Annotated in this window: 24 protein-coding genes and 1 pseudogene; 11 read left to right on the top strand and 14 right to left on the bottom strand. The window is 67.5% G+C overall.

Annotated features, from left to right (window positions below):
* Positions 1–331 precede the first annotated feature (331 nt).
* Positions 332–898: a DUF4142 domain-containing protein gene (locus APY03_RS11185; protein WP_083944279.1), complete on the top strand. Its 567-nt coding sequence runs from the start codon at positions 332–334 to the stop codon at positions 896–898.
* Positions 899–960: 62 nt separating this feature from the next.
* On the opposite strand, the gene APY03_RS11180 is transcribed toward APY03_RS11185, so the two are convergent.
* Positions 961–1,230 (bottom strand): GlsB/YeaQ/YmgE family stress response membrane protein, encoded by a 270-nt coding sequence (locus APY03_RS11180; protein WP_068676798.1) that lies wholly within the window; start codon positions 1,228–1,230, stop codon positions 961–963.
* A 24-nt stretch (positions 1,231–1,254) separates the two neighbouring features.
* A complete protein-coding gene (locus tag APY03_RS11175) occupies positions 1,255–1,569 on the bottom strand; it encodes a DUF883 C-terminal domain-containing protein (RefSeq protein ID WP_068676797.1) in 315 nt (104 codons plus the stop codon).
* A gap of 268 nt (positions 1,570–1,837) precedes the next feature.
* Between APY03_RS11175 and APY03_RS11170 the strand changes: the two genes are divergently transcribed.
* Positions 1,838–2,083 (top strand): hypothetical protein, encoded by a 246-nt coding sequence (locus APY03_RS11170; protein ID WP_068676796.1) that lies wholly within the window; start codon positions 1,838–1,840, stop codon positions 2,081–2,083.
* Positions 2,084–2,101: 18 nt separating this feature from the next.
* Here APY03_RS11170 and APY03_RS11165 read toward each other — a convergent pair whose 3' ends face one another.
* Positions 2,102–3,310: an MFS transporter gene (locus APY03_RS11165; protein WP_068676795.1), complete on the bottom strand. Its 1,209-nt coding sequence runs from the start codon at positions 3,308–3,310 to the stop codon at positions 2,102–2,104.
* Positions 3,311–3,407: 97 nt separating this feature from the next.
* Here APY03_RS11165 and APY03_RS11160 point away from each other — a divergent pair, with 97 nt between their 5' ends.
* A complete protein-coding gene (locus APY03_RS11160) occupies positions 3,408–3,989 on the top strand; it encodes a TetR/AcrR family transcriptional regulator (RefSeq protein WP_068676794.1) in 582 nt (193 codons plus the stop codon).
* Positions 3,976–5,018, top strand: a pseudogene (locus APY03_RS11155) (RNA methyltransferase). The gene APY03_RS11160 and the pseudogene APY03_RS11155 overlap by 14 nt, the downstream one beginning before the upstream one ends.
* Here the strand turns inward: APY03_RS11155 and paoC are convergent.
* The 5 genes from paoC to APY03_RS11130 all read right to left on the bottom strand — a co-directional run bounded on the left by paoC (position 4,967) and on the right by APY03_RS11130 (position 11,151).
* Entirely contained in the window at positions 4,967–7,177 is a 2,211-nt protein-coding gene (gene paoC, locus APY03_RS11150) for an aldehyde oxidoreductase molybdenum-binding subunit PaoC (protein ID WP_068676793.1), read from the bottom strand. The pseudogene APY03_RS11155 and the gene paoC sit on opposite strands and share 52 nt — an antisense overlap.
* 3 nt (positions 7,178–7,180) lie before the next feature.
* Complete coding sequence (locus APY03_RS11145) at positions 7,181–8,155, bottom strand: FAD binding domain-containing protein (RefSeq protein ID WP_068676782.1); 975 nt, start codon at positions 8,153–8,155, stop codon at positions 7,181–7,183.
* Positions 8,152–8,799 (bottom strand): aldehyde dehydrogenase iron-sulfur subunit PaoA, encoded by a 648-nt coding sequence (paoA, locus tag APY03_RS11140; protein WP_068676780.1) that lies wholly within the window; start codon positions 8,797–8,799, stop codon positions 8,152–8,154. The genes APY03_RS11145 and paoA overlap by 4 nt, the downstream gene beginning before the upstream one ends.
* Before the next feature lie 207 nt (positions 8,800–9,006).
* A complete protein-coding gene (locus APY03_RS11135; RefSeq protein WP_068676772.1) occupies positions 9,007–10,002 on the bottom strand; it encodes a Bug family tripartite tricarboxylate transporter substrate binding protein in 996 nt (331 codons plus the stop codon).
* 60 nt (positions 10,003–10,062) lie between these two features.
* Positions 10,063–11,151 carry a tartrate dehydrogenase gene (locus tag APY03_RS11130; RefSeq protein ID WP_068676770.1) on the bottom strand — a complete coding sequence of 363 codons (1,089 nt, stop codon included), beginning with the start codon at positions 11,149–11,151 and terminating at the stop codon, positions 10,063–10,065.
* A 108-nt stretch (positions 11,152–11,259) separates the two neighbouring features.
* Between APY03_RS11130 and APY03_RS11125 the strand changes: the two genes are divergently transcribed.
* Complete coding sequence (locus tag APY03_RS11125) at positions 11,260–12,192, top strand: LysR substrate-binding domain-containing protein (protein WP_068676768.1); 933 nt, start codon at positions 11,260–11,262, stop codon at positions 12,190–12,192.
* A gap of 13 nt (positions 12,193–12,205) precedes the next feature.
* Here the strand turns inward: APY03_RS11125 and APY03_RS11120 are convergent, their stop codons facing one another.
* Positions 12,206–12,664, bottom strand: a complete 459-nt coding sequence (locus APY03_RS11120; protein WP_068676766.1) for a GAF domain-containing protein — start codon at positions 12,662–12,664, stop codon at positions 12,206–12,208.
* A 130-nt stretch (positions 12,665–12,794) separates the two neighbouring features.
* Here APY03_RS11120 and APY03_RS11115 point away from each other — a divergent pair, with 130 nt between their 5' ends.
* Positions 12,795–13,652 (top strand): aldo/keto reductase, encoded by an 858-nt coding sequence (locus APY03_RS11115; protein ID WP_068676764.1) that lies wholly within the window; start codon positions 12,795–12,797, stop codon positions 13,650–13,652.
* Between the two features lie 70 nt (positions 13,653–13,722).
* Here the strand turns inward: APY03_RS11115 and APY03_RS11110 are convergent, their stop codons facing one another.
* Positions 13,723–15,207: a nucleobase:cation symporter-2 family protein gene (locus tag APY03_RS11110; protein ID WP_068676762.1), complete on the bottom strand. Its 1,485-nt coding sequence runs from the start codon at positions 15,205–15,207 to the stop codon at positions 13,723–13,725.
* A 260-nt stretch (positions 15,208–15,467) separates the two neighbouring features.
* Complete coding sequence (locus APY03_RS11105) at positions 15,468–16,379, bottom strand: LysR family transcriptional regulator (protein WP_068676939.1); 912 nt, start codon at positions 16,377–16,379, stop codon at positions 15,468–15,470.
* A 103-nt stretch (positions 16,380–16,482) separates the two neighbouring features.
* Between APY03_RS11105 and APY03_RS11100 the strand changes: the two genes are divergently transcribed.
* From APY03_RS11100 to APY03_RS11090, 3 genes are read left to right on the top strand one after another with little or no spacing between them, the layout of a single operon-like run.
* Positions 16,483–17,865: an acyclic terpene utilization AtuA family protein gene (locus APY03_RS11100; protein ID WP_068676760.1), complete on the top strand. Its 1,383-nt coding sequence runs from the start codon at positions 16,483–16,485 to the stop codon at positions 17,863–17,865.
* The gene (locus APY03_RS11095; RefSeq protein ID WP_232081282.1) at positions 17,862–18,290 is read left to right on the top strand and encodes an AtuA-related protein; all 429 of its coding nucleotides are present in this window, start codon (positions 17,862–17,864) and stop codon (positions 18,288–18,290) included. The genes APY03_RS11100 and APY03_RS11095 overlap by 4 nt, the downstream gene beginning before the upstream one ends.
* Before the next feature lie 50 nt (positions 18,291–18,340).
* Positions 18,341–19,306 carry a Bug family tripartite tricarboxylate transporter substrate binding protein gene (locus APY03_RS11090; RefSeq protein ID WP_068676756.1) on the top strand — a complete coding sequence of 322 codons (966 nt, stop codon included), beginning with the start codon at positions 18,341–18,343 and terminating at the stop codon, positions 19,304–19,306.
* 530 nt (positions 19,307–19,836) lie between these two features.
* Here APY03_RS11090 and APY03_RS11085 read toward each other — a convergent pair.
* Complete coding sequence (locus tag APY03_RS11085; RefSeq protein WP_068676754.1) at positions 19,837–21,234, bottom strand: FAD-containing oxidoreductase; 1,398 nt, start codon at positions 21,232–21,234, stop codon at positions 19,837–19,839.
* 169 nt (positions 21,235–21,403) lie between these two features.
* On the opposite strand from APY03_RS11085, the gene APY03_RS11080 reads away from it, so the two are divergent.
* A complete protein-coding gene (locus APY03_RS11080; protein ID WP_068676752.1) occupies positions 21,404–21,712 on the top strand; it encodes an acylphosphatase in 309 nt (102 codons plus the stop codon).
* 36 nt (positions 21,713–21,748) lie between these two features.
* Here APY03_RS11080 and APY03_RS11075 read toward each other — a convergent pair whose 3' ends face one another.
* Both APY03_RS11075 and APY03_RS11070 read right to left on the bottom strand, forming a co-directional pair.
* The gene (locus APY03_RS11075; RefSeq protein WP_068676750.1) at positions 21,749–22,198 is read right to left on the bottom strand and encodes a hypothetical protein; all 450 of its coding nucleotides are present in this window, start codon (positions 22,196–22,198) and stop codon (positions 21,749–21,751) included.
* 87 nt (positions 22,199–22,285) lie between these two features.
* The gene (locus APY03_RS11070; protein ID WP_146039698.1) at positions 22,286–23,926 is read right to left on the bottom strand and encodes a hypothetical protein; all 1,641 of its coding nucleotides are present in this window, start codon (positions 23,924–23,926) and stop codon (positions 22,286–22,288) included.
* Between the two features lie 226 nt (positions 23,927–24,152).
* On the opposite strand from APY03_RS11070, the gene APY03_RS11065 reads away from it, so the two are divergent.
* On the top strand, positions 24,153–25,235 hold a 1,083-nt coding region (locus tag APY03_RS11065; RefSeq protein WP_068676746.1), incomplete at its 3' end, for a glycosyltransferase WbsX family protein.

Raw genomic sequence — 25,235 nt, 5'->3', positions numbered from 1 at the left:
CAAGCAAGCTCCGCGCCCCGCTGCGCCGCCTGGAAAGCCGCCCGGGCCGGGCAACCAGTCCTCGATGCCGCCGCGGGCTGATGGGCCTGGGCTGCAGCAAGGCGCGCCGTTGCGACCTGGAGGCCCAGACCCGCGTCACCTTCGCCGACGTGGCAGGCATCGACGAGGCCGAGGGCGAACTGGGGGAAGTCGGGTCGCGGCGCTGCTGGAGCGCGAGACGCTGGGCGAACAGGAGATCCTCGAGGTGACCGGGCTGCCCGGCGCGCCACAGCTCGAGAACAAGCCGTTGCGGTTCGCGAGGGCCGCCGCGACTTCATGATGGAGCCAGACCATGAACGATGAATCACGTGCCATGAACAAGCGGCAAGCCTTGATCGTCCTTGCAGCCTCGGTGATCGCGGGTCCTGCACTGGCCGCCGATCCACCTCGCTCGGGCGGTGGTCTCACCGGCGGGGCGAGAAAGGTCAGCGATGGGGATAACGTCTTCCTCCGTAGCGCCGCCCAAGCCGGGCTGTATGAAGTCGAAATTTCCCGGCGTGCCGCGCAAAGAGCGCGCTCGCCGCAGGTGAAGCAGTTCGCAAGCATGCTGGTGCAACATCACACCGCGTCCAACGACCAGCTCAGGAGACTGGCCGCGAGCAAGGACGTTCAATTGCCCAACGACATGCCCGAAGAGAAGAAGCGGAAGATCGCGGCACTTGAAAAACAGGAAGGCGCAGCCTTCGACCGCGCCTTCGTTCGGGAAGTCGGCATTGCCGACCACCAGGCCGACATCAAGCTGTTCCAGGATGCCGTCCGGTCGGCCGAGGATGCCGACATCAAGCAATGGGCGAACCTGACGCTGCCGGTTCTTCAGGAGCACCTGACCACCGCGCAAGGCCTGGCCGCTGCGAAGTAGCCTTCTTCGGCATGTCGCGCCCTGCGGCGGCGCCTGGTGAGAGGCGCTGCCGTGGGATTGAGCTAGCGAACCCTGCCTCGCCGGACAAGATTCACGATCGCGAGCAGGATGACTGCACCGATCAGTGAAGCCACGAGCCCCATGATGCTGAAGTCGTTCTGATTGACGGTCGCGGAACCCAGCAGGGGCGCAATGAGCCACCCGCCGATGAGCGAACCGACGATGCCGACGATCACGTTGAGGACCATGCCCTGCTGCGCATCCGTCCTCATGATCATGCTCGCGATCCAGCCGATGATGCCGCCGACGATCAGCCAAATGATGATGTTCATCTTGTTCTCCAGGCAGTTGTGAAATCAGCGGCGGCTGCGCATTGCGCTCATGAGCAGTGCACCCAGGATGAGGCCGCCTGCCGCTGCGATCGCGACAGCGCGTCCGGGTTGCTCGGCCACGTAGTGGGTGCCTTGTTCGGCGGCTCTGCCCATCTGCTCCTTCGCTGCCGTCAGCTTCTTGCCGGCGGCATTGACAGCGTTCTGGGCGTACTCCTTTCCGGAGTCGATCACCTGGCGCGCTGCCTGCCTGGCGAGTTCTGCGGCGTTGGCTTTCTCTTCAGCGGTCTGGTTGATCGGTTGCGTCGAACCGGACGTCGCGGATTCGGGATAGTTCTCCATGGCAGCTCCTTCGATGAACGGATGGAAAGACGGTCGAACTGACCGGCGAGCCCATTGATACGACGCCACGGATGGTGGCCATCGTCGGCGCTCAGCCGCAGCGCGTGTAGGGCGCGGGCCTGTCGGGGACATCGACGCTCGGCCAAGACCCGCCCGGGGCACGCAAGCCCCGCCTGCGCCTGCGCTGCGTGCGCTCCTACGTAGGCACGTCGCAGCTCGCGTCAGTCTGGCTTTCCACTCTGACACCTGGAAGATCGAAGGAAGCGCCATGAAAGACCAACCGAAGACACCGCAGCAGAACACGCCCACGCCCGCGCAGAACGCAATGAAGCAGCACGCGAAGACGCCCGCGGAGCGCGGTGAGATCGTGGGGCCCAACGATGGGCCCGCGACGACGGCCAGGAACCAGCCGGTGCGACCCGGCGACGCCGGCGTCGGCGAGTCCGGGAACCAGGGCAGCTCTCCGTACCAGGACCGCAGCCGGCCCGAGGAGTCCGATCGCGAGAACGACTGAGGCGGCCGGCTTGCGAAGTCAGTTCGGACGCCGGCCGATCATCATCAGCAAGGCCGTCAACGCCATGAGCGCCAACAAGGCACCGAGCCCCATCGCCGTGGCAGGCAGTCCGAAGAGCCCAGTGCTCAGTCCCGCCGCGATGGCCGGCACGCTGAAGGCCAGGTAGCTCAGGACGTAGAACCCGGCCATCAGCGCGGCGCGTTCCTGCGGCTCGGCCAGCGATACCAGGCTGCGCAGCGAACCGTTGAAGGCAGAACCAAAGCCCAGCCCTGCGATCGCCGCGCCCATGAAGAACACGGCCGTCGAATGCAGTGCGATGCCGGCGAGGCTTGTGCCGAGGCCCAGCGTCAGCGCGGCGGCGCCGACGACGAGTGCCCTGCGCGGCGGCCACAGGCGCACGGTGAGGATGGCCGCGGCGCTGCTGAGCACCATGGCCGTGATCAGCATGCCGCCTACCAGGGGCGCATCGTTGCCGGTGACGACGCGGGCCAAGGTGGGTCCCAGCGAGAGATAGAAGCCGCCGAGCGCCCATTGCGCCGTGTTGACAGGCAGCACCTGCCACAACATCGCGCGAGCCCGTGCGGGAATCGCGATGCTCGGCCTGAGCGAGCGCCATGCGCCCGGCCGGCGTACGACCGTTTCCGGCAGGTACAGCGCGGCGAGGACCTGCAGTGCGAAGACGAGCAGCAGCAGGTCGAACACGAGGCGCGTCGGCGAGGGCGCGAATTGCACCAGCACGCTGGTGCCGAACGCGCCCGCCGCCATGCCGAACATCGGGGCCACGCCGTTGACGAGGGGTCCGCGCTCGCGGTGCAGGTCGAGCAGCCCCGCGCTGAGAGCACCGGTGGCGATGCCGGTCGCGATGCCCTGCAGGACGCGCGCCGACAGCAGCCACGCGACCGAATCCGCGCGCCAGAACAGCAGCGTCGCGGCAATCTCCAGCACCAGCGCTCCAAGGATCACTTCCCGCCTCCCGCGATGATCGGACAAGCTGCCGAAGACCAGCAATGCCGCCAGCAGCGCGAACGAATAGCTCGAGAACACGACCGTCAGCGTCAGGGCGGAGAAGCCCCATGCTTCGCGGTAGAGCGCATACAGCGGCGAGGGAGCGGTCGAGGCGGCGAGAAAGCTGACCAGCAGCGAGGCCTTGAGCCAGAGCGCAGGGCCCAGGCGCGTCTGGGGCCAGCCTGGAGTGAGGGGCGGGTGGGCGGTCGGGACGGGCTGCATCGAAAATCCTCAGGCTGCACAAAAGCAAAAAATTCGCGTTTGCGGATTGTGAGGTGCTTTGGCTATTAACGCAAATCCTTGGCTTTAGAATGGTCTCATGAGCTCAGCCCCAGTTCCCCGTCCCGGTGGACGCAGTGCCCGCGTCCAGGTCGCGGTTCACAACGCGACGCGTCAGCTGCTCGACGAGCAGGGCCGCGCTTCGGTCACCGTGCCCATGATCGCGGCGCGTGCAGGCGTCACGCCGTCGACGATCTATCGGCGCTGGGGGGATCTCGCGGAGTTGCTCGCGGACGTCGCCGTCGAGCGCTTGAAGCCGGACAGCGAGCCGCTCGACACCGGCACCCTGAAGGGGGACCTGCTGGCGTGGGCCGACCAGTTCCGTGACGAGATGTCCTCCGAGCTCGGCCGCGCGATGGTGCGCGATGTGGTTTCGGCACGGGGCATGGAGGCCATGGGCGAGCCCTGTCCGTGCGCGCAGTTCGCGAAGAGCCAGCTCGAGGCCATCGTCGAGCGCGGCAAGGCACGCCGGCAGCGGGCTCCTGCGGTCGATGCGCTCATGGACCGTGTCGTCGCGCCGATCGTCTACCGGATGATGTTCGGTCTGCCGCAGGCGACGCAGAAGGACGTCCGCACCTGGGTCGATGCGTGCTTGAAGGATGCAGCGCATGCGAATCCTTGAGCTCAAGCGCAGGCTGCGTGAAGCAGGAGCGGGCCCCATTCACGAGCACCGGATCCTGCGGCTATGGTCCCATGCGCTGCCCCGCGACAGCGGCAAGCGGCAGCCGGCGAGCTTCTTCCCGTCCTCGCTGCTGGCTGCCCTGCCGGCCATCGAGGCTGAGCTGGCGGGACTGGCGCGCATCCACGCGGTCCATGCCGGCGCCGATGGTTCCGAGCGGCTGCTCGTCGCCCTCGCAGACGGGCAGACCGTGGAGAGCGTGCTGCTGCCTCGCGCCGGCTTGTGCGTCTCCTCGCAAGTCGGGTGCGCGGTCGGATGCCAGTTCTGCATGACGGGCCGGGACGGATTGTTGCGGCAGCTGGGAAGCGCCGAGATCGTTGCACAGGTCGCCCTCGCGCGCCTGCGCAGGCCGGTGCGCAAGGTGGTGTTCATGGGCATGGGCGAACCTGCCCACAACCTGGACAGCGTGATGGAGGCCATCGACCTGCTCGGCACGGCCGCCAACATCGGCCACAAGAACCTGGTGTTCTCGACGGTGGGCGATGCACGCGTCTTCGAGAGACTTCTCCAGGGGCGCGTGATGCCGGCGCTGGCACTCTCGTTGCACACGACCAAGGCCGATCTGCGCAGAAAGCTCCTACCGCGCGCGCCGGACATCACGCCCGATGATCTGGTTGCGGCGGGCGAACGCTATGCCCGGGCCACCGGCTACCCGATCCAGTACCAGTGACGCTGCTGGAGGGCGTCAACGACGGGCAGGAGGAGATCGAAGGCATCGTCCGGCTGCTCTCCGGCAAGTACGCGGTGCTGAACCTGATCCCCTTCAACGCGGTGGACGGCGTGGCCTTCAGGCGCCCCTCCTGGGAGCACTGCAAGCAGATGGCCCGCACGCTGCACGAGCGGCGCATCCTTACCAAGCTGCGCTATTCGGCCGGCCAGGATGTCGACGGGGGCTGCGGCCAGTTGAGGGCACGCACCGTTCACGCCATCGCCGGCAACCGCGCCAGCAGCTTGTCCAGCGTGATCGGATAGTCCCGCACCCTGACGCCGGTCGCGTTGTAGACGGCGTTGGCCACCGCTGCGCCGACGCCGCAAATGCCGAGTTCGGCGACGCCCTTCGCCTTCATCGGCGAAGAGATCGGATCCGTTTCGTCCAGGAAGATCACGTCCTGGTGGGGGATGTCAGCGTGTACCGGCACCTCATAGCCTGCCAGGTCATGGTTGACGAAGAAGCCGCGGCGCTTGTCGAGCCCGAGGTCCTCCATCAGCGCGGCGCCGGCGCCCATCGTCATCGCGCCGATCACCTGGCTGCGTGCGCTCTTCGGATTCAGGATGCGCCCGCACGCGCAGACGGCGAGCATGCGCCGGATCCGGATCTCGCCGGTGGCGGCATCGACGCCGACCTCCACGAAGTGCGCGCCGAAGGTCGACTGCTGGTACTTCTTGTCGAGATCGCCGTACTCAATGGCGTCCTCTGCCACGAGGCCGTTCGGCCCCGCGGCCTCGGCGAGCGGGACCGCGCGATCGCCGGCACGCACCATGCCGTCCGTGAACGTCACGTCGGGCGACGTGATGCCGAGCTTCTGCACGACCGCCTCGCGCAGCTTCATGCAGGCGGCGTAGACGCCCGAGGTCGAATTGTTGGCGCCCCACTGCCCGCCGGAGCCGGCCGATACGGGAAACGCCGAGTCGCCCAGGCGCACGAGCACCTTCTGCAGCGGAACGCCCATCGTCTCCGCGGCGGTCTGCGCGATGATCGTGTACGAACCGGTGCCGATGTCCGTCATGTCGGTCTCGACCGTCACCATGCCTCGGTTGTCCAGCCGCACGCGTGCGCCCGACTTCGTCAGCAGGTTGTTGCGGAAAGCCGCGGCAACGCCCATGCCGACCAGCCATTGCCCGTCGCGGACCTGGGCCGGCTGGCCGATGCGACGGCTCCAGCCGAAGCGCTCCGCGCCCGTGCGCAGGCATTGGATCAACTGGCGCTGCGAGTAGGGACGCTCCGGCTTCTCGGGGTCGACCTGCGTGTCGTTGAGGACGCGGAACTCGATCGGGTCGATGCCGAGCTTCTCCGCCATCTCGTCCATCGCGATCTCCAGCGCCATCATGCCCGGGGCCTCGCCCGGCGCGCGCATCGCGTTGCCTTCGGGCAGGTCGAGCACCGCGAGCCGCGTGGTCGTCAGGCGGTTCGCGCCCGCGTAGAGCAGCCGTGTCTGGTTGACGGCGGTCTCCGCCTGCCCGTCGGGCAGGTCGCCGGACCAGCCCTCGTGCGCGATGGCGGTGATCCTGCCGTCGCGCCCGGCGCCGATGCGGATGCGCTGGATCGTTGCCGGCCGATGCGTGGTGTTGTTCATCATCAGCGGCCGCGGCAGCGCCACCTTGACCGGCCGCCGTGCCGCCCGCGCACCCAGCGCGGCGAGCACCGCATCAGCGCGCACGAACAGCTTGCCGCCGAAGCCGCCGCCGATGAAGGGCGAGACCAGCCGGACGTTGGCCCTGGGAATGCCGAGCGTCTTTGCGACGTCGCCGGCGCCCCAGTCGATCATCTGGTTCGACGCCCACACCGTGAGCTTGTCGCCCCTCCAGGCCGCGGTCGAGGCATGCGGCTCCATCATCGCGTGCGACTCGTCGGGCGTGGTGTAGGTGGCGTCGATCTGTACCGGGGCCGCGGCGAAGGCGCTGGCGAAATCGCCCACCTTCGACTCGGGCGGGCCGCTGAACTCCGTCGGCTTGGGCATCTGGGCCGAGTCCTTCTGCGCAGCCAGGTCGAAGCGGCCTTCCGAGCGCGTGTACTCGATGCGCACCAGTTGCGCGGCGGCACGTGCCTGCTCGAAGGTCCTAGCGACGACCAGCGCCACGGCCTGGTGGTAGTGGTCGATCTCGGGGCCGCCCAGCAGCTTCGCCGTATTGAAGTTGCCCTTTCCGAGCTTGCCGGCATTCTCCGCAGTGACGATGGCCAGCACGCCGGGTGCGGCTCGCGCGGCGCGCAGGTCCATCGAAGCGATGCGGCCCTTCGCGATGCCGGCCCCGACGACGTAGCCATACGCAGCATCGGGCGCCACGTCGTGGCGCTCGTACGCGTAGGGGGCGGTGCCCGCGGTCTTGAGCGGGCCGTCGATCCGGTCCGTCGGCTTGCCGATGACTTTCAGCTGGTCGATCGGGTTGGTGGTGGCGGGGGTGTCGAACTTCATGGCTCAGGCCCTCGCTTGCGCCAGGACTGCGGCGATCGTGCGCTCCGCCAACGGCAGCTTGAATGCGTTGTCGTGCGTCGGCTGGGCGCCGGCCAGCAGCCGGCTGGCAACCGCCTCGGCGCCTTGCTGCAGCGCGGCGTCGGCGGCCTCGTCGCGCCACGGCTTGTGCGCCACGCCGCCGAGCGCGACCCGGCCCGCGCCGTTGCGCTGCACGATGGCGGCCACGGACACGAGCGCGAAGGCGTAGGACGCGCGATCGCGCACCTTGCGGTACAGCTGCGTGCCGCCTGCCGGTCGCGGCAGCGTCACCGCGGTGATCAGCTCGCCGCGCTCCAGTGTCGTCTCGATGTGCGGGGTGTCGCCCGGCAGCCGGTGGAAATCTGCGATCGGGATGACGCGCGCGCGCCCGTCGGGCCGCACGGTCTCCACCGTCGCATCGAGCACGCGCATCGCCACCGCCATGTCGCTGGGGTGGGTGGCAATGCAGGCCTGGCTGCTTCCGATCACGGCGAGCTGCCGGGTCACTGCAGTACCTTCGCCTTCGGCTGCGGTGCTGATCGCGCTGCAGCCGCTGCCCGGCTCGCGCTTGTTGCAGGGCTGGTCGGTGTCGTAGAAGTAGGGGCAGCGCGTGCGCTGCAGCAGGTTGCCGGCCGTGGTCGCCTTGTTGCGCAGCTGCCCGGAGGCTCCGGCCAGCAGTGCCCGCGAGAGCACGCTGTAGTCGCGCCGCACGCGCTCGTCCGCGGCGAGCGTGGTGTTGCGCACCAGCGCGCCGATGCGAAGCCCGCCTTCCGCCGTCGGCTCCATCTTGTCCAGCGCGAGGCCGTTCACGTCCACCAGGTGCGTCGGCGCCTCGATCTGCAGCTTCATCAGGTCGAGCAGGTTGGTGCCGCCGGCAATGAACTTCGCGCCCGGGTCGCGGGCCACTGCCGCTGCGGCTTGCGCAGGCGATTTCGCGCGTTCGTAGGTGAAGGGCTTCATGTCCTGGCTCCCGCCACGCCGGCCACTTCGGACATCGCATCGATGATGTTCGAATAGGCCCCGCAGCGGCAGATGTTGCCGCTCATGCGCTCCCGCAGTTCGTCGGCAGAGAGCAGCGGCCGCGCCGTGAGGTCCGCGCTGACGTGGCTGGGAATGCCCTGGCGGATCTCGTCGAGCACGCCCACCGCCGAGCAGATCTGCCCCGGCGTGCAATAACCGCATTGGTAGCCGTCGTGCTTGACGAAGGCGGCCTGCATCGGATGCAGGCTCCTGGGCGTGCCGAGGCCTTCGATGGTGGTGACCTTGCTCCCTTCATGCATCACGACGAGTGTCAGGCACGAATTGATCCGTACGCCGTCCACCAGGACGGTGCATGCGCCGCACTGTCCGTGGTCGCAGCCCTTCTTGGTGCCGGTGAGGTGCAGGTGCTCGCGCAAGGCGTCGAGCAGGGTCGTCCGCGTGTCCAGGTCCAGCGTGCGGCGCGTGCCGTTCACCTCGATGGACACCTTGGTGACCGGCACCGTGCCGCCGGCGTCGGCGGGGGCCGCGGTGGCATCGGGCGGTACGGCCGTGGTGGTTGCCGCGGCGGCGCCGGCGATCAACAGGTCACGCCGGGAGATGGTCAGGTCGCTGGGACTGTCCATGGGTGGGATCCTCTTCGATGGAGCGGCGCGATGCCTGCGGCCGCTCAGGCTCGTCGCCGGCCACGGCGATGAGGGAGGCGAGGATGACCCCTGATCCAAGGCGGGCCTTGTAGGCCGCCGTCTCACCGGCAGGTAGTCGCGGTGACATGCTTCGCCGGTCAGGCGAGCGCACCGAGCGATGGCGCGGCTCGCGTGCGGCGGCAGTGCCTACTCCACGACGACCTTGCCGTCCTTCACGAGCTGCGCGAACTTCGCCGTCTCTTCGCGGATCCGGGCAGACATCTCTGCGGAGCTGTCGCCGATCGGGTCCGCCCCGATGGCTTGCATGCGCTCGCTGAAGTCCGGCGACTTGATGATCTTCACCATCTCGCGGTTCAGCTTCGCGACGATGTCCTTCGGGGTGTTCGCCGGCGCGAGCACGCCGAACCAGGTGCCGATGTCGAACCCTTTCAGCCCGGCCTGCTCAAGCGTTGGAACTTCGGGCAGCACGGCGGAACGCTTTGCCGTGGTGACCGCAAGCGCGCGCAGCTTGCCGCCCTTGATGTGCTGGAGCACCGGTGTGATGGTGTCGAAGGACATGGCCACCTGGCCGCCGAGAAGATCGGTCGTGAGGGGGCCACTGCCCTTGTAAGGCACGTGCAGCAGGGTGGTGCCGGTGCTGGCCTGGAACTGGGTGCCTATCAAGTGCTGCGCGGTGCCATTGCCGTTCGAGCCGTACGCAAGCGCCGTGGGTGATGTCTTGGCGAATGCGACCAACTCGGCCACGGTCTTGGCAGGCGTAAGCGCGGCGTTGACCACCAGGACATTGGGAACCATCGCCACCGTGGTGACCGGCGTGAGGTCCTTCTGAAAGTCGTAGGGGAGCTTCTTATAGACGCTGGTTGCGATCGTGTGGTGCACCGCACCCATCAGCAGCGTGTAGCCATCGGGCTTGGCCTTGGCGACATAGTCCGCGCCCAGCGTGGCCCCTGCGCCCGGCTTGCTCTCGACCACCACAGGCTGGCCCAGGCTCTTGGTCAGCGCGTCGGCGAGTGCCCGGGCCAGCACATCGGTCGTGCCGCCCGCAGGAAAGGGCACGATCAGGCTGATCGGCTTGGCCGGCCATGCATCCTGCGCGCTGGCCCATGAGGCCAGGGAAAGGCCTAGCGCTGCCATGGCGGCACCCGCGAGGACTCGGCGATTGAGCGGGAATCGTTGGTTCATTTCTTGTCTCCAGGTTGACGGCCTGCGCCGTTCATTCGGACTTGCCGTGAGCTCGGCGCTTCATGCGGCCTGGCGCTGCCGGCTGGCGGACGCGAGTCGCGCGCACACGGCCTGCGTGACCTGCGATGTGGTTGCCGTGCCGCCCAGGTCACGGGTATGCAGCGAGGGGTCGGCCGTGACGGCTTCGATGGCGTTCATGACGCGTTGGGCGGCCTCGGCCTCGCCCAGGTGCTCCAGCAGCATCACGACCGACCAGAAGGTGCCGACCGGGTTGGCCAGTCCCTGGCCCATGATGTCGAATGCCGAACCGTGGATCGGCTCGAACATGGACGGGTAGCGGCGCTCGGGATCGATGTTCGCGGTCGGCGCGATGCCCAGGCTTCCCGCGAGGGCGGCGGCAAGGTCGCTCAGTATGTCGGCATGGAGGTTGGTGGCGACGATCGTGTCGAGCGTGGCCGGGCGGTTGATCATGCGGGCCGTCGATGCATCCACCAGCTCCTTGTCCCAGGTGACGTCCGGAAACTCCTTGGAGATCTGCAGCGCGATCTCGTCCCACATCACCATGGCATGCCGCTGGGCATTGCTCTTGGTGATGACGGTCAGCAGCTTGCGGGGCCGCGACTGGGCCAGCTTGAAGGCGAAGCGCATGATGCGCTCGACACCCGCCCTGGTCATGATCGAGACATCGGTCGCCGCCTCGATCGGATGGCCCTGGTGGACGCGGCCGCCGACACCCGCATACTCGCCCTCCGAGTTCTCGCGAACGATCACCCAGTCGAGGTCGTCCGGTCCGCAGCGCTTGAGCGGGCCGTCGATGCCGGGCAGGATGCGCGTAGGGCGCACGTTGGCGTATTGGTCGAAGCCCTGGCAGATCTTCAGGCGCAGGCCCCACAGCGTGATGTGGTCGGGAATGTGCGGATCGCCCGCCGAACCGAACAGGATGGCGTCCTTGCCGCGCAATGCATCGAGGCCGTCGTCCGGCATCATCACCCCGTGCTTTCGGAAGTAGTCGCCACCCCACTCGAAGTTCTCGAACTCGAAGTTGAAGCTGCTGGCAGAAGCAACTGCATCCAGCACCTCCCGTCCGGCCGGCACGACCTCCTTGCCGATGCCATCGCCTGGAATGGTTGCAATCCGGTACGTCTTCATTTGCGTTTCGTCCTTGGTCTGTTCGAGGCCGATTCTGAGGGTTGCATCCGAGTGCGTCGCAGGGGTAGATTCAATCCGCCATTAACCTGAAGTTAACAATCCAGAACCATGAGCCAGGGCATCCAACCTTCCGAACTGGGCTTCTTCGTGCAGATTGCGGCCGGCGGGAGCCTGAGCGCCGCAGCGCGCAATCTGGGCGTCTCCACGCCGGCAGTCAGCAAGCGCCTGTCGCAGATGGAACATCGGCTGCGCATGCCGCTTGTCAACCGGACCACGCGGCGACTGAGCCTGACGCCGGAGGGCGAGGTCTTCCTGGAACATGCGCGCCGCATCCTCGGCGAGCTCGATGACCTGGACCAGCTGCTGGCCAAGGGGAGGGCGTCACCCAAGGGCCTGCTGCGCGTGAATGCAACGCTGGGCTTCGGGCGCATGCATGTCGCGCCGGTCATCTCGCGCTACTGCCGCCTCTGCCCCGACGTTGAAGTCCAGCTCCAGTTGTCCGCCGACCCGCCGCCGCTCATCGACGATGTCTTCGACGTCTGTGTCCGGTTCGGAGAGCCACCGGACGCACGCGTGATCGCGAAGCGACTGGCGCCGAACCGGCGGCTGCTCTGCGCCTCACCCAAGTACCTGGCGCAGCGGGGGACACCCGCGGTGCCCAGCGATCTGGCGCGGCATGACTGCATCGGCATTCGCCAGGGCAACGATGCCTACGGGGTCTGGCGCCTCTCGCGCGGGAAGGGGCGTCGGGAGCACACCGAGACCATCAAGGTCCGTGGTGCGCTGACCACCAACGATGGCGAGATCGCGGTGCGCTGGGCGCTCGATGGGCACGGCGTCGTCATGCGCGCCGAATGGGACATTGCGCGCTACCTGGCAAGCGGGCGCCTGGTGCAGGTGCTGCCGCAGTACCGGACGCCCAGCGCCGACATCTACGCCGTCTACGCGCAGCGTCATCAACTGTCCTCGCGTGTGCGGCTGTTCGTCGACTGCCTGTCGGAGGCATTCGCGCGGCTGGAAGCTGGCGCGGGCAACCCGTAGCAGGCTTCGCCGCTCAAGCTTCCGCAAGAAAGTCCGGCAGCAGCCTGCCTGCACCCTGCAGCAGCTCGAACTCGGAATCGGAAAGCGGCAGAGGAACCATGTCGAAATGGCTCAGCGTGCCCCACAGTTCGCCGGCGGAGGTCGTCAGCGGAACGCTGTGATACGACACGACCACGCCCCGGTAAGGGTGATTCTTGAGCCTCGGGTCGGCTGCCGAGTCGTCCGTGCGGAACGAGCCATCCCGAAGAACGAACTGGCAGAAGCTCCGGTCGAAAGGCACCGCCACAAGGAACTCGGGCCGCATCTCGCCCGCCTTGTCGTGCAACAGGACATTGCGCAGCATGGGGCCGGCGAAGCGGTAGACGGCGCTGTACCGGTGCGGGACGCCTTCGTTCAGGTACGCAAGCGCCGCCTCCGGGCCGTCGCCATTCAGGACCGCCGAGAACGCTTCCAGATTTCGAGGCAATGCCATGCCTCGATTTTCGCCTCGAGGGGTCAGAGGAACATGATGGATACCCGAACCCGTGAACCCGCCGCCCTTCCGTTCGGCGCCTCACGCGCGAGCTTGCGGCTTACCATCGATTCTTTTCATCGAACATTCCATGCGCACCCTCGAGATTCCCACCGGCGGCCGGCTCCCCGTGCTTGGCCTGGGCACCTGGCGCCTCGGCGAGGACCCCGCCCAGCGGCGCGCGGAAGTCGCCGCGGTGCGCTCGGCCATCGCGATGGGCTACCGGCTCATCGACACGGCCGAGATGTACGGCGAGGGCGGCGCGGAGGAGGTGGTTGGCCAGGCCATCGCCGAGGCGCTGCGCGCCGGCGACGTGACGCGGGAGCAGCTCCTTGTCGTCAGCAAGGTCTATCCGCACAACGCCAGCCGCAAGGGCACGCCGGCCGCCTGCGCGCGCAGCCTGGCGAGGCTCGGGCTCGATCGCATCGACCTCTACCTGCTGCATTGGCGCGGCGAGCACCCGCTCTCGGAGACCTGCGAGGCGATGCGCCAGCTCGTGGCCGACGGTCGCATCGCGCACTGGGGCGTCAGCAACTTCGACACTGATGACATGGAGGACCTGGCCGCGGTATGCGGGGAGCCGCTCGACTGCGCGGCCAACCAGGTCTACTACTCGATGAGCGAGCGCGGGCCGGAGTTCAGCCTGCTGCCGTGGCAACGCCAGCGCGGCATGCCGATGATGGCCTACAGCCCGATCGACCAGGGCGCATTGGCCGGTGACGCGGCACTCGGGAAGATGGCCCGTCGGCTGGACGTGACAGCGGCGCAGCTCGCGCTGGCCTGGGTCATTGCGCAGCCCGGCGTGACGGCCATCCCGAAGGCCGGGCGCGAAGCGCATCTGCGTGAGAACCTGGCCGCCGCTGACCTGCAGCTGAGTGCGGATGATCTCGCAGAGATCGACCGAATGCATCCACCCCCGCGGCGCAAGAAGCCGCTCGCGATGATCTGACGAAGCACAGGGCGCGGCGTCGGCACTTGTTGGTGCGGGCGTCTTGCGCGTCCCGCGCGTTCATGCCCCTTCAGTGCGCCTCGGCCTGCTTGGCCGCGGCGATCACTGCGCCTTCGTCGTGTTTCGCACCATTGAGAAACAGGTTCAGCAGCACCGCCGAGATCGACGCCAGCAAAATGCCCGACTCCACCAGCGAGTGGATTGCGTGCGGCATCCATTGCTTGAAGTTGGGCGCGATCAGCGGGATCATGCCGATGCCGATCGATACCGCGACGATCATCGCGTTGTGGCGGTTGCCCTTGAAGTCCACGCCAGAGAGGATGCGGATGCCGGTTGCCGCGACCATGCCGAACATCACCAGGCCCGCGCCGCCCAGCACCACCGTGGGCAGCGACTCGACCAACGCCGCCATCTTGGGCAGCAGGCCCAGCACGACCAGGATCACGCCGCCGGCCGCGCAGACGAAGCGGCTCTTGATGCCGGTGACTGCCACCAGCCCGACGTTCTGCGAGAAGCTCGTGTAGGGGAAGGTGTTGAACACGCCGCCGATCAGCGTGCCGAGGCCGTCGGTGCGCAGGCCGCGCGCCAGGTCCTTCTGGCCGATGCTGCGGCCGGTCATTTCTCCGAGCGCGAGGAACATGCCGGTGGACTCGATCATCACGACGATCATGATCAGCGTCATGGTGAGGATGAGGATCGGGTCGAACTGCGGCATGCCGAAGTGGAAGGGCAGCACCACGTCGATCCAGGCAGCCTTGCCCACTTTCTCGAAGGTCATGAAGCCGAAGAGGGTGGCGACCACCGCGCCGATCACGATGCCCAGCAGCACCGAGATGTTGGCGACGAAACCCTTCGCGTACTTGACGATCACCAGGATCGACACGAGCACCAGCGCAGCGATGCCCAGGCCACCCAGATCCGCATACTTGGGATTCGGGACCGAAGGCACGATCGCCAGCCCCTTGGGGATCGGTGGCACGGAGCTGCCGGGGGAGGTGACCTCGGCCAGCCATTTGGCGTAGACGGGGTCGACCAGCGCCGGCGCGGTGGGGCCCACGGGATTGCCGAAGATCCAGTTGATACCCACGCGCATCAGGCTGATGCCGATCACCGCGATGATGGTGCCGGTCACTACCGGCGGAAAGAAGCGCAGCATGCGCGAAACCAGCGGCGCGATGAGTATCGAGATCACGCCCGCGCCGATGATGGCGCCGAACAGCAGCTGCGCCCCATTCTGGCCGGGGTTGGCGTTGGCGATCGCGACCATGGGCGCGACAGAGGCGAATGTGACGCCCATCATCACCGGCAGCTTGATGCCGAACCATTGCGTGGCGCCCAGCGCCTGGATCAGCGTCGCGATGCCGCAGCAGAACAGGTCGGCCGAGATCAGCAGCGCGACTTCGTCGGGGCTGAGCTTGAGCGCGCGGCCGACGATCAGCGGCACGGCCACCGCACCGGCGTACATCACCAGCACGTGCTGCAGGCCGAGGGCGGTGAGCTTGCCGGCGGGCAGGCGCTCGTCGACGGGGTGGACGGAGGAAGAGGAAGCGGTCATGCAGGAGGCTCCTGGCGCAGATGGCGAAGGGGCGAGCCGGCTGGTGTCGATGGCTCACAGGTGTGTACGCCAAACTGTATACAAATTATGAGCGCGACTGTATGGCGGAAAACCCGAGCCTGGAGTGGCTTCCGTGGGCACGCGAGGTTCGCGTGCGTGTGCGTATGTGTGTGTTGGGGGAATGGAGTGCGGGGTAGGTGTGCGGGTGCGGCGGCGTGCGGTACGCCCTGGGCCGGCCGACGTCGCCGGCCGCTTCGCATTCAGATCGACAGCGACCCCAGCCGCTCCACCACCATGTCATGCAGCCCACCTGCCGCCGCCGACAGGCTGCCCTCGCGCCGCTGCACCAGGTAGATGCGCCGGGTGAGCTGCGGCAGCGGCAGCGGCCGGATCGCGATCGACTCGCGCCTGAACTGGTAGAGCGTGAGCGTGGGCACCACGCTGATGCCGAGACCCGCCTCGACCATGCCCATCACGGTGGCCAGCTGCTCGACCTCCAGCACCGTGCTCATCGCCAGGGGATGCAGCGCGACCTCGAGCGCCTGCCGCACGCTGCTGTTGCGCGTCATGTGGATGAAGGCGAAGGGCTGCAGCTTGCGCAGCGTGAGCCGGGGCTCGGTGGCGAGCGGATGGTCGGCGCGGCACACCAGGTGGAAGCGGTCGGTGCACAGCACGCGCATGCGCAGCTCCGCGCTGTCGGTTGCGCGGCTGCCGGCCGCGGCCAGCGCGAAGTCGGCCTGGCCGCCGCGCACGAGGTCGATGCAGGCGTCCGACAGTTGGTCGCTCAGCTGGAGCTCGATGCCGGGCCATTGCGCGTGAAAGTCGGAGAACAGGGCCGGCAGCCAGCCGGCCGCCAGCGAGGGCAGGGCGGCGACGTGCACGCGGCCCTTGCGCCGCTCCACGTGGTCGCCTAGATCGCCGATCGCGCGCGCGATATCGGCCAGCAGCCGTCGCGCCGAGGCTTCGAACAGGCGGCCCTCGGGCGTGAGCTGCACGCTGCGCGTGTTGCGGTCGAACAGCCTTGCGCCCACCTCCTGCTCCAGCGCGCGGATCAGCGTGCTGAAGGCCGGCTGCGACAGATGGCAAGCCTGGGCCGCGCGCGTGAAGTTGGGCAGGTCGACCAGCGCGACGAAGGCGCGCAGCTGGCGGGTGGAGAGTTCCGTGGCGGCAATGTTCGTCCCTCCATTGATCTGAATATCGAATGAGCCAATCCGAAGTTTCGATTTTACGGATGACTGCGGAACGCCTACATTCGGCCTACGACATGAGACACGCATGAGTCCATCGCCCGCATCCTCCCTGCTGATCGGCTGCGCCGCGGGCTTCTCCGGCGACCGCACCGACGCCGCCGGCGCCGTGGTGGAAACCCTCGTCGCCCGGCTCGCCGGCGGCCCCGCGGGCCAGCGCGGCTTCCTCATCTTCGAGACGCTGGCCGAGCGCACGCTGGCCCTGGCCCAGCTGCGCCGCCGCGCCGACCCCGAAGCGGGCTACGAGCCGCTGCTCGACGCCATGCTGCGCCCGGTGCTGGCGCGCTGCCTCGCGCATGGCATCCGCATCGTCAGCAACTTCGGCGCCGCCAATCCGCGCGCCGCGGCGCGCCGCATCGCCCGCCTGGCCCGCGAGCTCGGCGCACCGGCACCGCGCATTGCGGTGGTGGAGGGCGACGATCTCTCGGGCCCCTCTCATCGCGCCTTGCTGCGCGAGCAGCTGGGCGCAGCGATGGACGGGATGCGCGTGGTCAGCGCCAACGCCTACATCGGCGCGGAGCCGATCGCCGCCGCGCTCGATGCCGGCGCGCAGATCGTGGTCTGCGGGCGCGTGGCCGATCCCTCGCTCACGGTCGGGCCGGCGATGTCGCATTTCGGCTGGCGCGCCGACGACTGGGAGCGCCTCGGCCGCGCCACGATGGCCGGCCATCTGCTCGAATGCGGCGCGCAGGTCTGCGGCGGCTACTTCGCCGACCCGGGCTACAAGGATGTGCCGGGCCTAGATTCAATCGGCTTTCCGGTCGCCGAGATCGACGCCGATGGTGGCTGCACGCTCGGCAAGGCCGAGGGCACCGGCGGTTTCGTGAGCGAGGCCACGGTGAAGGAGCAACTGCTCTACGAGGTGCACGACCCGGCGGCCTATCTCACGCCCGACGTGGTCGCCGACATCGGCGAGGCCGAGGTGCGCGCCGCGGGTGCGGATCGCGTGGTGCTGTCCGGCGTGCGCGGCCATGCGCGCCCGGCGCAATACAAGGTCAACGTCTGCTACGAGGGCGGCTGGCTGGCCGAAGGCGAAATCTCCTATGCCGGCGCGCGCGCCGAAGCCCGGGCCCGGCTTGCGGCGGACATCCTGCGCAGCCGTCTCGCGGGGCTGCAGCTGCGCGTGGACCTGATCGGCGCCATCAGCATCCTGGCCGACGATGGTGGCCGCGCGATGGCGGCCACGCCTGCGGGCGACGCGCGCGACGTGCGGCTGCGCGTGGCGGCGGTGCACGACGAGCGCGCGCAGGCCGAGCGCCTGACGCGCGAGGTGATGGCGCTCTACACCTGCGGCCCGGCCGGCGGCGGCGGCGTGCGCACCGCGCTCACGCCGCGCCTCAACATCCGCTCGTGCCTGCTGCCGCGCGAGCAGGTGCCTGTGCGCTTCGAGATGCTGGAGGTTGCCTCATGAGCCGAACGGCCGCTCCGAAGGCGTATAGCACCGCAGCCGAAGGCGAAGGTACTCCAGTGACGCAGCCGCTCCATCGTGTCCCGCTCTTCCGCGCCGCGCACGGCCGCACCGGCGACAAGGGCGATCGCTCCAACATCAGCGTGATTGCCTGGCATCCGGAGCTTTACCCATTGCTCGTCGAGCAGATCACGCCCGAAGCCGTGGCCGCGCAGTTCCGCCACCGCGCGCCCGGCCGCGTGCAGCGCTTCTTGCTGCCGCGCCTCGGCGCCATGAACTTCGTGCTCGACGGCGTGCTGGACGGCGGCGTCAACGATGCCCTCAACCTCGACGCGCATGGCAAGGCGCTGTCCTTCCTGCTGCTCGACATGCGGCTCGAGGTGCCGGATGCGCTGCTGCACCGGCTGGTCGGGCCGCCCGAAGGCTGATCGCCTTTCTCTTTTCATCTCTTCCATTCAACGACCCGGAGACAACAAGCATGATCCGACTGCCATCCCTTTCGCTGATCGTCGCCGCGCTGCTGGCCGCAGGCGGCGCCGCGGCCCAGGGCTATCCCGAGAAGCCCATCACCTTCGTCGTGCCCTTCGCGGCCGGCAGCGCGACCGACCAGATCGCGCGCGCGCTCGGCACCGGCGTCACGGCCGAGACGAAGCAGCCGGTGGTGATCGACAACAAGGCCGGCGCGAGCGGCTTCATCGCCTCGCAGCAGGTCGCCAAGGCCGCGCCCGACGGCTACACGGTGCTGATCACCACCAACACCACGCATGCCGCCAACGAGCACCTGTTCAAGAAACTGCCCTATGACCCGGTGAAGGACTTCGCGCCGGTTGCGGCGCTGGGCAAGGGCGGCCAGATCATGGTGGTGCGGCCCGAGTTCCCTGCGAAGACGGTCGCCGAGTTCGTCGCCCTCGCGAAGAAGGAGCCGGGCAAGCACAGCTTCGGCAGCGGCAGCTCGTCAAGCCGCATGGCGGGCGAGCTGCTGCAGCAGCTGGCGGACATCAAGCTGCTGCACGTGCCGTACAAGAGCAACCCCCTGGCCGTGACGGACCTGCTCGGCGGGCAGATCGACATGATGATCACCGACTCGGCGACCGGCCTGCCGCAGGTCAAGGCCGGCAAGCTGCGCGCGCTCGGCGTCTCGGGCGCCAGGCGCTCGCCGCTGGCGCCCGAGGTGCCCACCATCGCCGAGGCCGGCGTCAAGGGCTACGAGATGGGCTACTGGTTCGCGGCCTATGCGCCGGCGAAGACGCCGCCGGCGGTGGTGAAACGCCTGAACGAGCTGCTGGTGAAGGCCGCGAAGAGCGATGCCGCCAAGGCTGCCTTCTACGAGCCGAGCGGCACCGAGGTGTTCACCACCACGCCCGAGGAACTGGCGAAGTTCCAGACCGCCGAGTCGCAGAAGTGGGGCCGCATCGTGAAGGCCGCCGGCATCGAGGCCGAATAGTCGCCGCTCGGCAACTCTCGCTCCCCTACGTTCCGGCGAGCCTGGACAACACGCAGCCCGGCTACCTGCTGACGCGGCGCGTGAACCTGGCGGCCGACTATGTCGATGCGGTCTCGGGCCGCAGCGGCGGCGTGATGAAGCGCTGCACCGCGACGGCCACGTGCCCCAGGTTCTCTGGTGCTTTTGTCTCCGCTTGTAAAAAGTTGCGAGTACTTAAGTTCGCGAAACGATGTGAAATGCGCTGGCTTGATGCGATTCGCGTGGCTCCGCGTCCACGGATGCCTCTTTGACGGGCATTCCGTCGGAACGCCCACGGGGCCTCGCACGGATGAGTTGCTCTCAGGGTTGTCCACAACGTTATCAACGGGCCCGGGGGATAAATTTCCCTCTGGGCGGGACGCCGCGAGCGCGGTGGGCGCCCGGACTTAGCCACAAGCGCGGCTAACAAATAAATCACGCGCTGACAAGCGCGTTACCGAGCAAAGACACGGTCGGGCATCCATGCGCAGAACGGCGCGAGGAGCCGCGACTCAGTCCTGCGCTGGAGGTGCCTCCAGTGGCCGAAGTGCACCCAGCACCGTCGGCAGCAGCTCCGACACGGTGGGATGGATGAACACGGCACGCTGCACGGTCGACACCGGCTGCCGCGCATACATCAGCGTCAGCAGCGCGTGCACCGCCTCGTCGGCCTCCACGCCCAGCAGCGTCGCACCGACCAGGTGGCGCGTCTGCGCATCCACCAGCACGCGCAGGAAGCCCTGCTCCTCGCCCTTCTGCACCGCGCGCCCGACCCGGGACATGGGGCGCTCGCCGATGAGCGTCGGCCGGCCCGAGCGCAGCGCCTCGCCCACCGAGATGCCGATGCGGGCGAGCGGCGGGTCGGTGTAGAGCGCATAGGCAGGAATGCGATCGCCCACGCGTCGCGGATCGTCGTCCAGCAGGTTGGCGGCGACGATCTCGAAGTCGTTGTAGGCCGTGTGCGTGAAGGCGCCGCGCCCGTTGCATTCGCCGAGCGCCCAGATGCCTTCCGCCGAGGTGCGAAGCTGGTCGTCGACCTCGATGAAGCCGCGCTCGTCGAGCTTGACGCCGGCGCTCTCCAGACCAAGGTCATCGGTGTTGGGCCGGCGCCCGGTGGCGTTGAGCACGTGCGTGCACAGGAACTCGTCCTTGTCGTCGCCGCAGCGCCAGCGCGCGGCGATGCGCTCGCCCTCGCGCCGCAGCGCGAAGCATTCCGTGCCCGTGCGGATCTCGACGCCATCGCGCTCGAGGATCTCCTGCAGGGCAGCCGCCACATCGGCGTCCTCGCGCGGCACGATCTGCGCGCCGCGCTGCAGCACGGTCACCCGCGAGCCGAAGCGCCTGAACATCTGGGCGAACTCCAGCCCCACGTAGCTGCCGCCGACCACGCCCAGGTGCTCGGGCAGGCGGTCGAGCGCCATCAGCGACGAGTTGTTGAGCACTTCCACGCCGTTGCGGATCTCGGGCGCCAGCTCGCTCGCCCGTCCGCCCACGTTCACGAAGACGCGCTCGCTGCGCAGCAGCCGGTCGCCCACGCGGACCACCCCCGGCGCTTCGAAGCGCGCATGGCCCTGGATCACCGTGACGCCTGGCATGCCGCGAAGCCACTTCTCGACGTTCTCGCTCGACTTGCCGGAGATCCGGCTCTTGCGCGCCATCACCGCGCCGAAGTCCACCGCGGCCTCGCCGAGGATCGAGATGCCGTACTCCTCGCTTCGATGCAGCAGCGCCGCCACGTGCGCGCTCGCCACCATCGCCTTGGTCGGAATGCAGCCGGTGTTGACGCAGGTGCCGCCGAAGCGGTGGCGCTCCACCACCGCGACCCGATGGCCGGCCTGCGAGAGGCGGTCGGCCAGCGCGGGACCGGCCTGGCCGCTGCCGATGACGATGGCGTCGAATGACTCGTCCATGTGCATCTCCTTTGCAAGCGCGAAGTGTCTCAGGCCGGCGGCGGCTTGACCAGTGGGGCGGCATGCTTCAGCGCCTCGGCGATTCGCCAGGGCGAACCATGCCACAGCCGTTGTCGAGCGCGCCAGGGCTCGCTCACAATGTGTCGCCTGGAATCAGCGAAGGAAGCGCATGCAGCCCCGCGACGAAAACGCATTGACCGAGCACCGCCTGGTGCGGGTACGAGGCATCGTCCAGGGCGTAGGCTTCCGCGACAGCTGCATGCGGCACGCGCGGGCGCACGGCATCGCCGGCTGGGTCCGCAACCGCCGGGATGGCTCGGTCGAGGCGCTGCTTCAGGGCTCGCCGCAGCAACTGGCGCAGATGTGTGACTGGCTGCGCCACGGGGTGCCAGGGGCGCGGGTGGATGCGCTGGATCAGTCCGAGGTGCAGCCGCCGCCGGCGCTCGCGGATGGCTTCGACATCCTCCCGACTGTCTGAAAAAGGCGTGAAGGAGCCCCGGGCGGCGAGATGGCCTCAGGCCAGTTGCCGGAAGGGCTGCCGGGCCTGAGCTTCTTCAGCGACGGCCGCATCGATGAGCGTGAGCGCGGCCTTTGCCTTTTGTGCATGTTCGCGCAGTGCATTCACCATGGCGGTCGCCGGACTGCGGTGCGGCTCGAAGAAGTGAACGGCGTAGATCAGGCGGGAGGCCGGAGCATCCAGCGCGAAAACACCCGTGGTCTTGCTGCCGCTGAGCAGGTTCAGGTGCATGAGCCCCAGCAGTGCGAGGAGTGGCTCCTGCCCGGGCAACTCGCCCATGTCGAAATGCAGGATGAGGCGCTTGGGGTCGCGCTGCGCGTCGTGAGTGAAGTTCACCAGCACATCGTCGATGATGGTGTGGCGCAGGTCGGCAAGCAGGTAGTGGTCGGTGTGGCCGAGCTGGGCGGCGACGGCGACGAGCAGGGTGCGGAGTTCGTATTCGTTCATGCTGAACTGCCAGGGTGTGACAGCGCTCCGACATGGCGCGAGGAGGCGCCACCGAAGCCGTCGTCGTGGTGGTCCGATAAGTGTTGCTCAGAGCCCATCTGCTTGGCGCAGCAGATAACCAAGCCGATGTCTGAGCATGGTCCCAATCACGATGGGTACCCCTGGCTGGCCGAGGATGTCTTCGATCAAACGGAGTTTTTCAGGTAACGACAGGCTCGAACCCTGGACAAGATCGTCTACGAGTGCCAGTGCCTGGTCGATGGGGTAGATTCTCAGGAGCTTGACTTTCTCCTGCGGAGATAACTGCACGAAGGCGGCTTCGAGTTCAAGGTGAGTGGACAGGAACTGGGCTGCATCGATGAGTGGATGGTCCGTGGCGTCCGGCCTTGCCAGGGACATGAAGTGGCGCAGCATCCCTGCGCCCTTGTCGATGAGTGCCTGCACCTGCTCGAACGTGAGCATGTCCACTTTGTGCAGGTAGGCCAGAAGCCGCAGCGCGAAAAGCGCAGACAGGTTCCAGGGGGCTCCGGCAAGAGGCAATGCCTCGAACAGCGGGGCGACATTCAATGGGTCAATGGGAGCTTTTGTGGCGCACGCGTCAGCCGCCGCTTCAAAGTGCTTGAGCCTCTCCAATTTCGCCTTCGACTCAGGCGTTCCGAGTTCGCTCAGTAGGTGCCGATACTCTGGATCGAAGGAGGCAGCGCAAAGATCGGCGTAGACCTGCGCTTGTACTTCGACGCTCAAGGTGGGCAAGGTATCGAGCACGTCCTCCACCAGGGCTTGGAACCGATCGGAGTCTGGGCCCAACGCCAGGTATTCCACCAGGATGGCATGCATCGGGAGTAGATCCCAATCGATGTGCGGCGCCAGGTTGGCTCCCGAAACAGCCCGGGCGTGCAACTGGGCGTACAGCTCTCGAAGGCTCTGCCGCGCCGCGAGCATCAGCGCCAGGGTGTACTGAGCGCTCGACTGCGGGAGACCGGGAAGATTCGGGGCTCTATCGACGAGCGCGTCGATGCTGGACGCGATCGGATCCGAAAGAGGACCCAGGATCAACTTGAAGTTGTAAAGCGCGAGTTGATGCGTCCAGCGCAAGGCGGCAAGCTTTCCGGTGAATTGTGCGTTCGCCTTCTTGCTCACCCGTGCCAGATTGGCCATTGGCTTCGCGCTTCCTCGCAGGGTTGCGGGCGCTTCGACGCTGAACGGGTCCGCGTTCTGCGGTGCCAGGAAATCGAAGACCTTCCGTAGCGAGTCCCAGACGATATTCGGATTGATGCTGATGATCTGGTGGGCTGGCATGAAGGGCTGCGGCGGCATCGGCAGCGGGATGACCAGCGTCCCCGCCGGAACCACGATGTTCGAGGGCGGCGCATCGCCGTCGGTTCGCGCGATGCCTGTGGCGCTGACGCCATGGTGCATTGCCACCGTCGGCATCTCTACATCGGCATCGCTTGTGCAGGGCACATTCGCAATGCTCAGTGTGCTGCCAGGTCGAATCGGCGTCTGCGGCCCGGTCTCGGCGGCGGGCGGCGGAATATCCAGAGATTGGGAGTTGCCTGACTGGTCATGACACTGGGCATGGCGCTCGTCGCTCGCATGAGTCTCCGTCTCCGGATGTGCAGAAGGAAAACTGGGAATATCGGACTGGCTTGTCTTCGGCCGTTTGGGCGTTCTATCTTCGAACTGGTGATGTCTCTTGGGTGCTTGAGTCTCTGAGGTGCGATTCATGTCGGAAAGCTGGATGAATATTTCCGCAATGAGTAACTCCGTCGGCCTTGCAGTTCCGTTGCGTGAAATCGATGGCGGCGGCAGGAATAGCTTGACGTCCTACCCCAGGTAGGCATGCGCCTACAAGCGAAACGTCTTCGCACGAAGCGTTGCCCGCTGGCGCTTGCCTCAAGATGAAGTTTCCGACATCCCGCCTGGCCCAGGCACCCGAACCCATGAGGCGCTCTTGAGCAGTCCGCAGCTGCTGGCATTCCTGCTGCCGCAATTTCATCGCATCCCGGAGAACGACCAGTGGTGGGGCGAAGGCTTCACCGAATGGACGAACGTCAGGAAGGCAAGACCGGGGTTCCGCGGGCATCGTCAGCCCCGCGTGCCGCTGCACGGCCACTATTACGACCTGTCGGACCCCAGAACGCAGGACTGGCAGGCCGAGCTTGCGAAGGCCCACGGGCTGGGCGGCTTCTGCTACTACCACTACTGGTTCGCGGGCCGCCAACTGCTGCAGCGGCCGCTCGAATCCATGCTGCAGCGGGGTGCGCCCGACTTCCCGTTTTGCCTGGCCTGGGCCAATGAACCCTGGACGCGCGCCTGGGATGGCGGCGACCGCCACGTCCTGATGCCGCAGAGCTATGGCGACAAGAGCCACTGGGAGGCGCACTACCGCTATCTTGAGAGGTCGTTTCGAGACCCGCGCTACATCCGGGTGGACGGCTGCCCGGTGATCCTCATCTATCGCAGCGCCAGCATCGCCGAGTGCGGCGACATGCTGGATTGCTGGCGAAACTTGGCGGTGAAGAGCGGCTTCCCCGGGCTGCACGTCGTGAGCATGCTGACCGTGTTCGGCCGCGATGAGCGCAGCCATCTCTTCGACGCGTACTCCGAGTTCGAGCCCTTCTACACGCAGGCGCACCTGCCGGTCCACCTGAGGATTTCCGAGAAGCTCGTGAATGGAGCGAGCCGGCTGTGCTGGCGCTATCTCGGAAGGGGCCCGTACGCACCGCGGAGCCGGGACTACCGGGCCATGTGGCGGGCGCTCGCCAGCCGTCCCGTGCGGCCGGACCAGTACCCCGGCGCGTTCGTCGACTGGGACAACAGCCCGCGCAGGCAGCTGGACACGAGCCTGGTCATGCGCAACGTGGATGTCGACACGTTCCGCAGCGGCTTCTCGCAGCTCTACGAGAGAGCCAGCGATGCCGGAGCCCGCTTCATCTTCATCAACGCCTGGAACGAATGGGCGGAGGGCACCTACCTGGAGCCGGACGAGGACATGGGCACGGCCTATCTGGAGGCCATCCAATCCGTGGTCGGG

It is taken from the genome of Variovorax sp. WDL1 (assembly GCF_001541225.1).
GTDB lineage: Bacteria > Pseudomonadota > Gammaproteobacteria > Burkholderiales > Burkholderiaceae_C > Variovorax.
The sequence above is the reverse complement of the archived record's forward strand: the minus strand, read 5'-3'. Positions and strand labels throughout refer to the sequence as shown.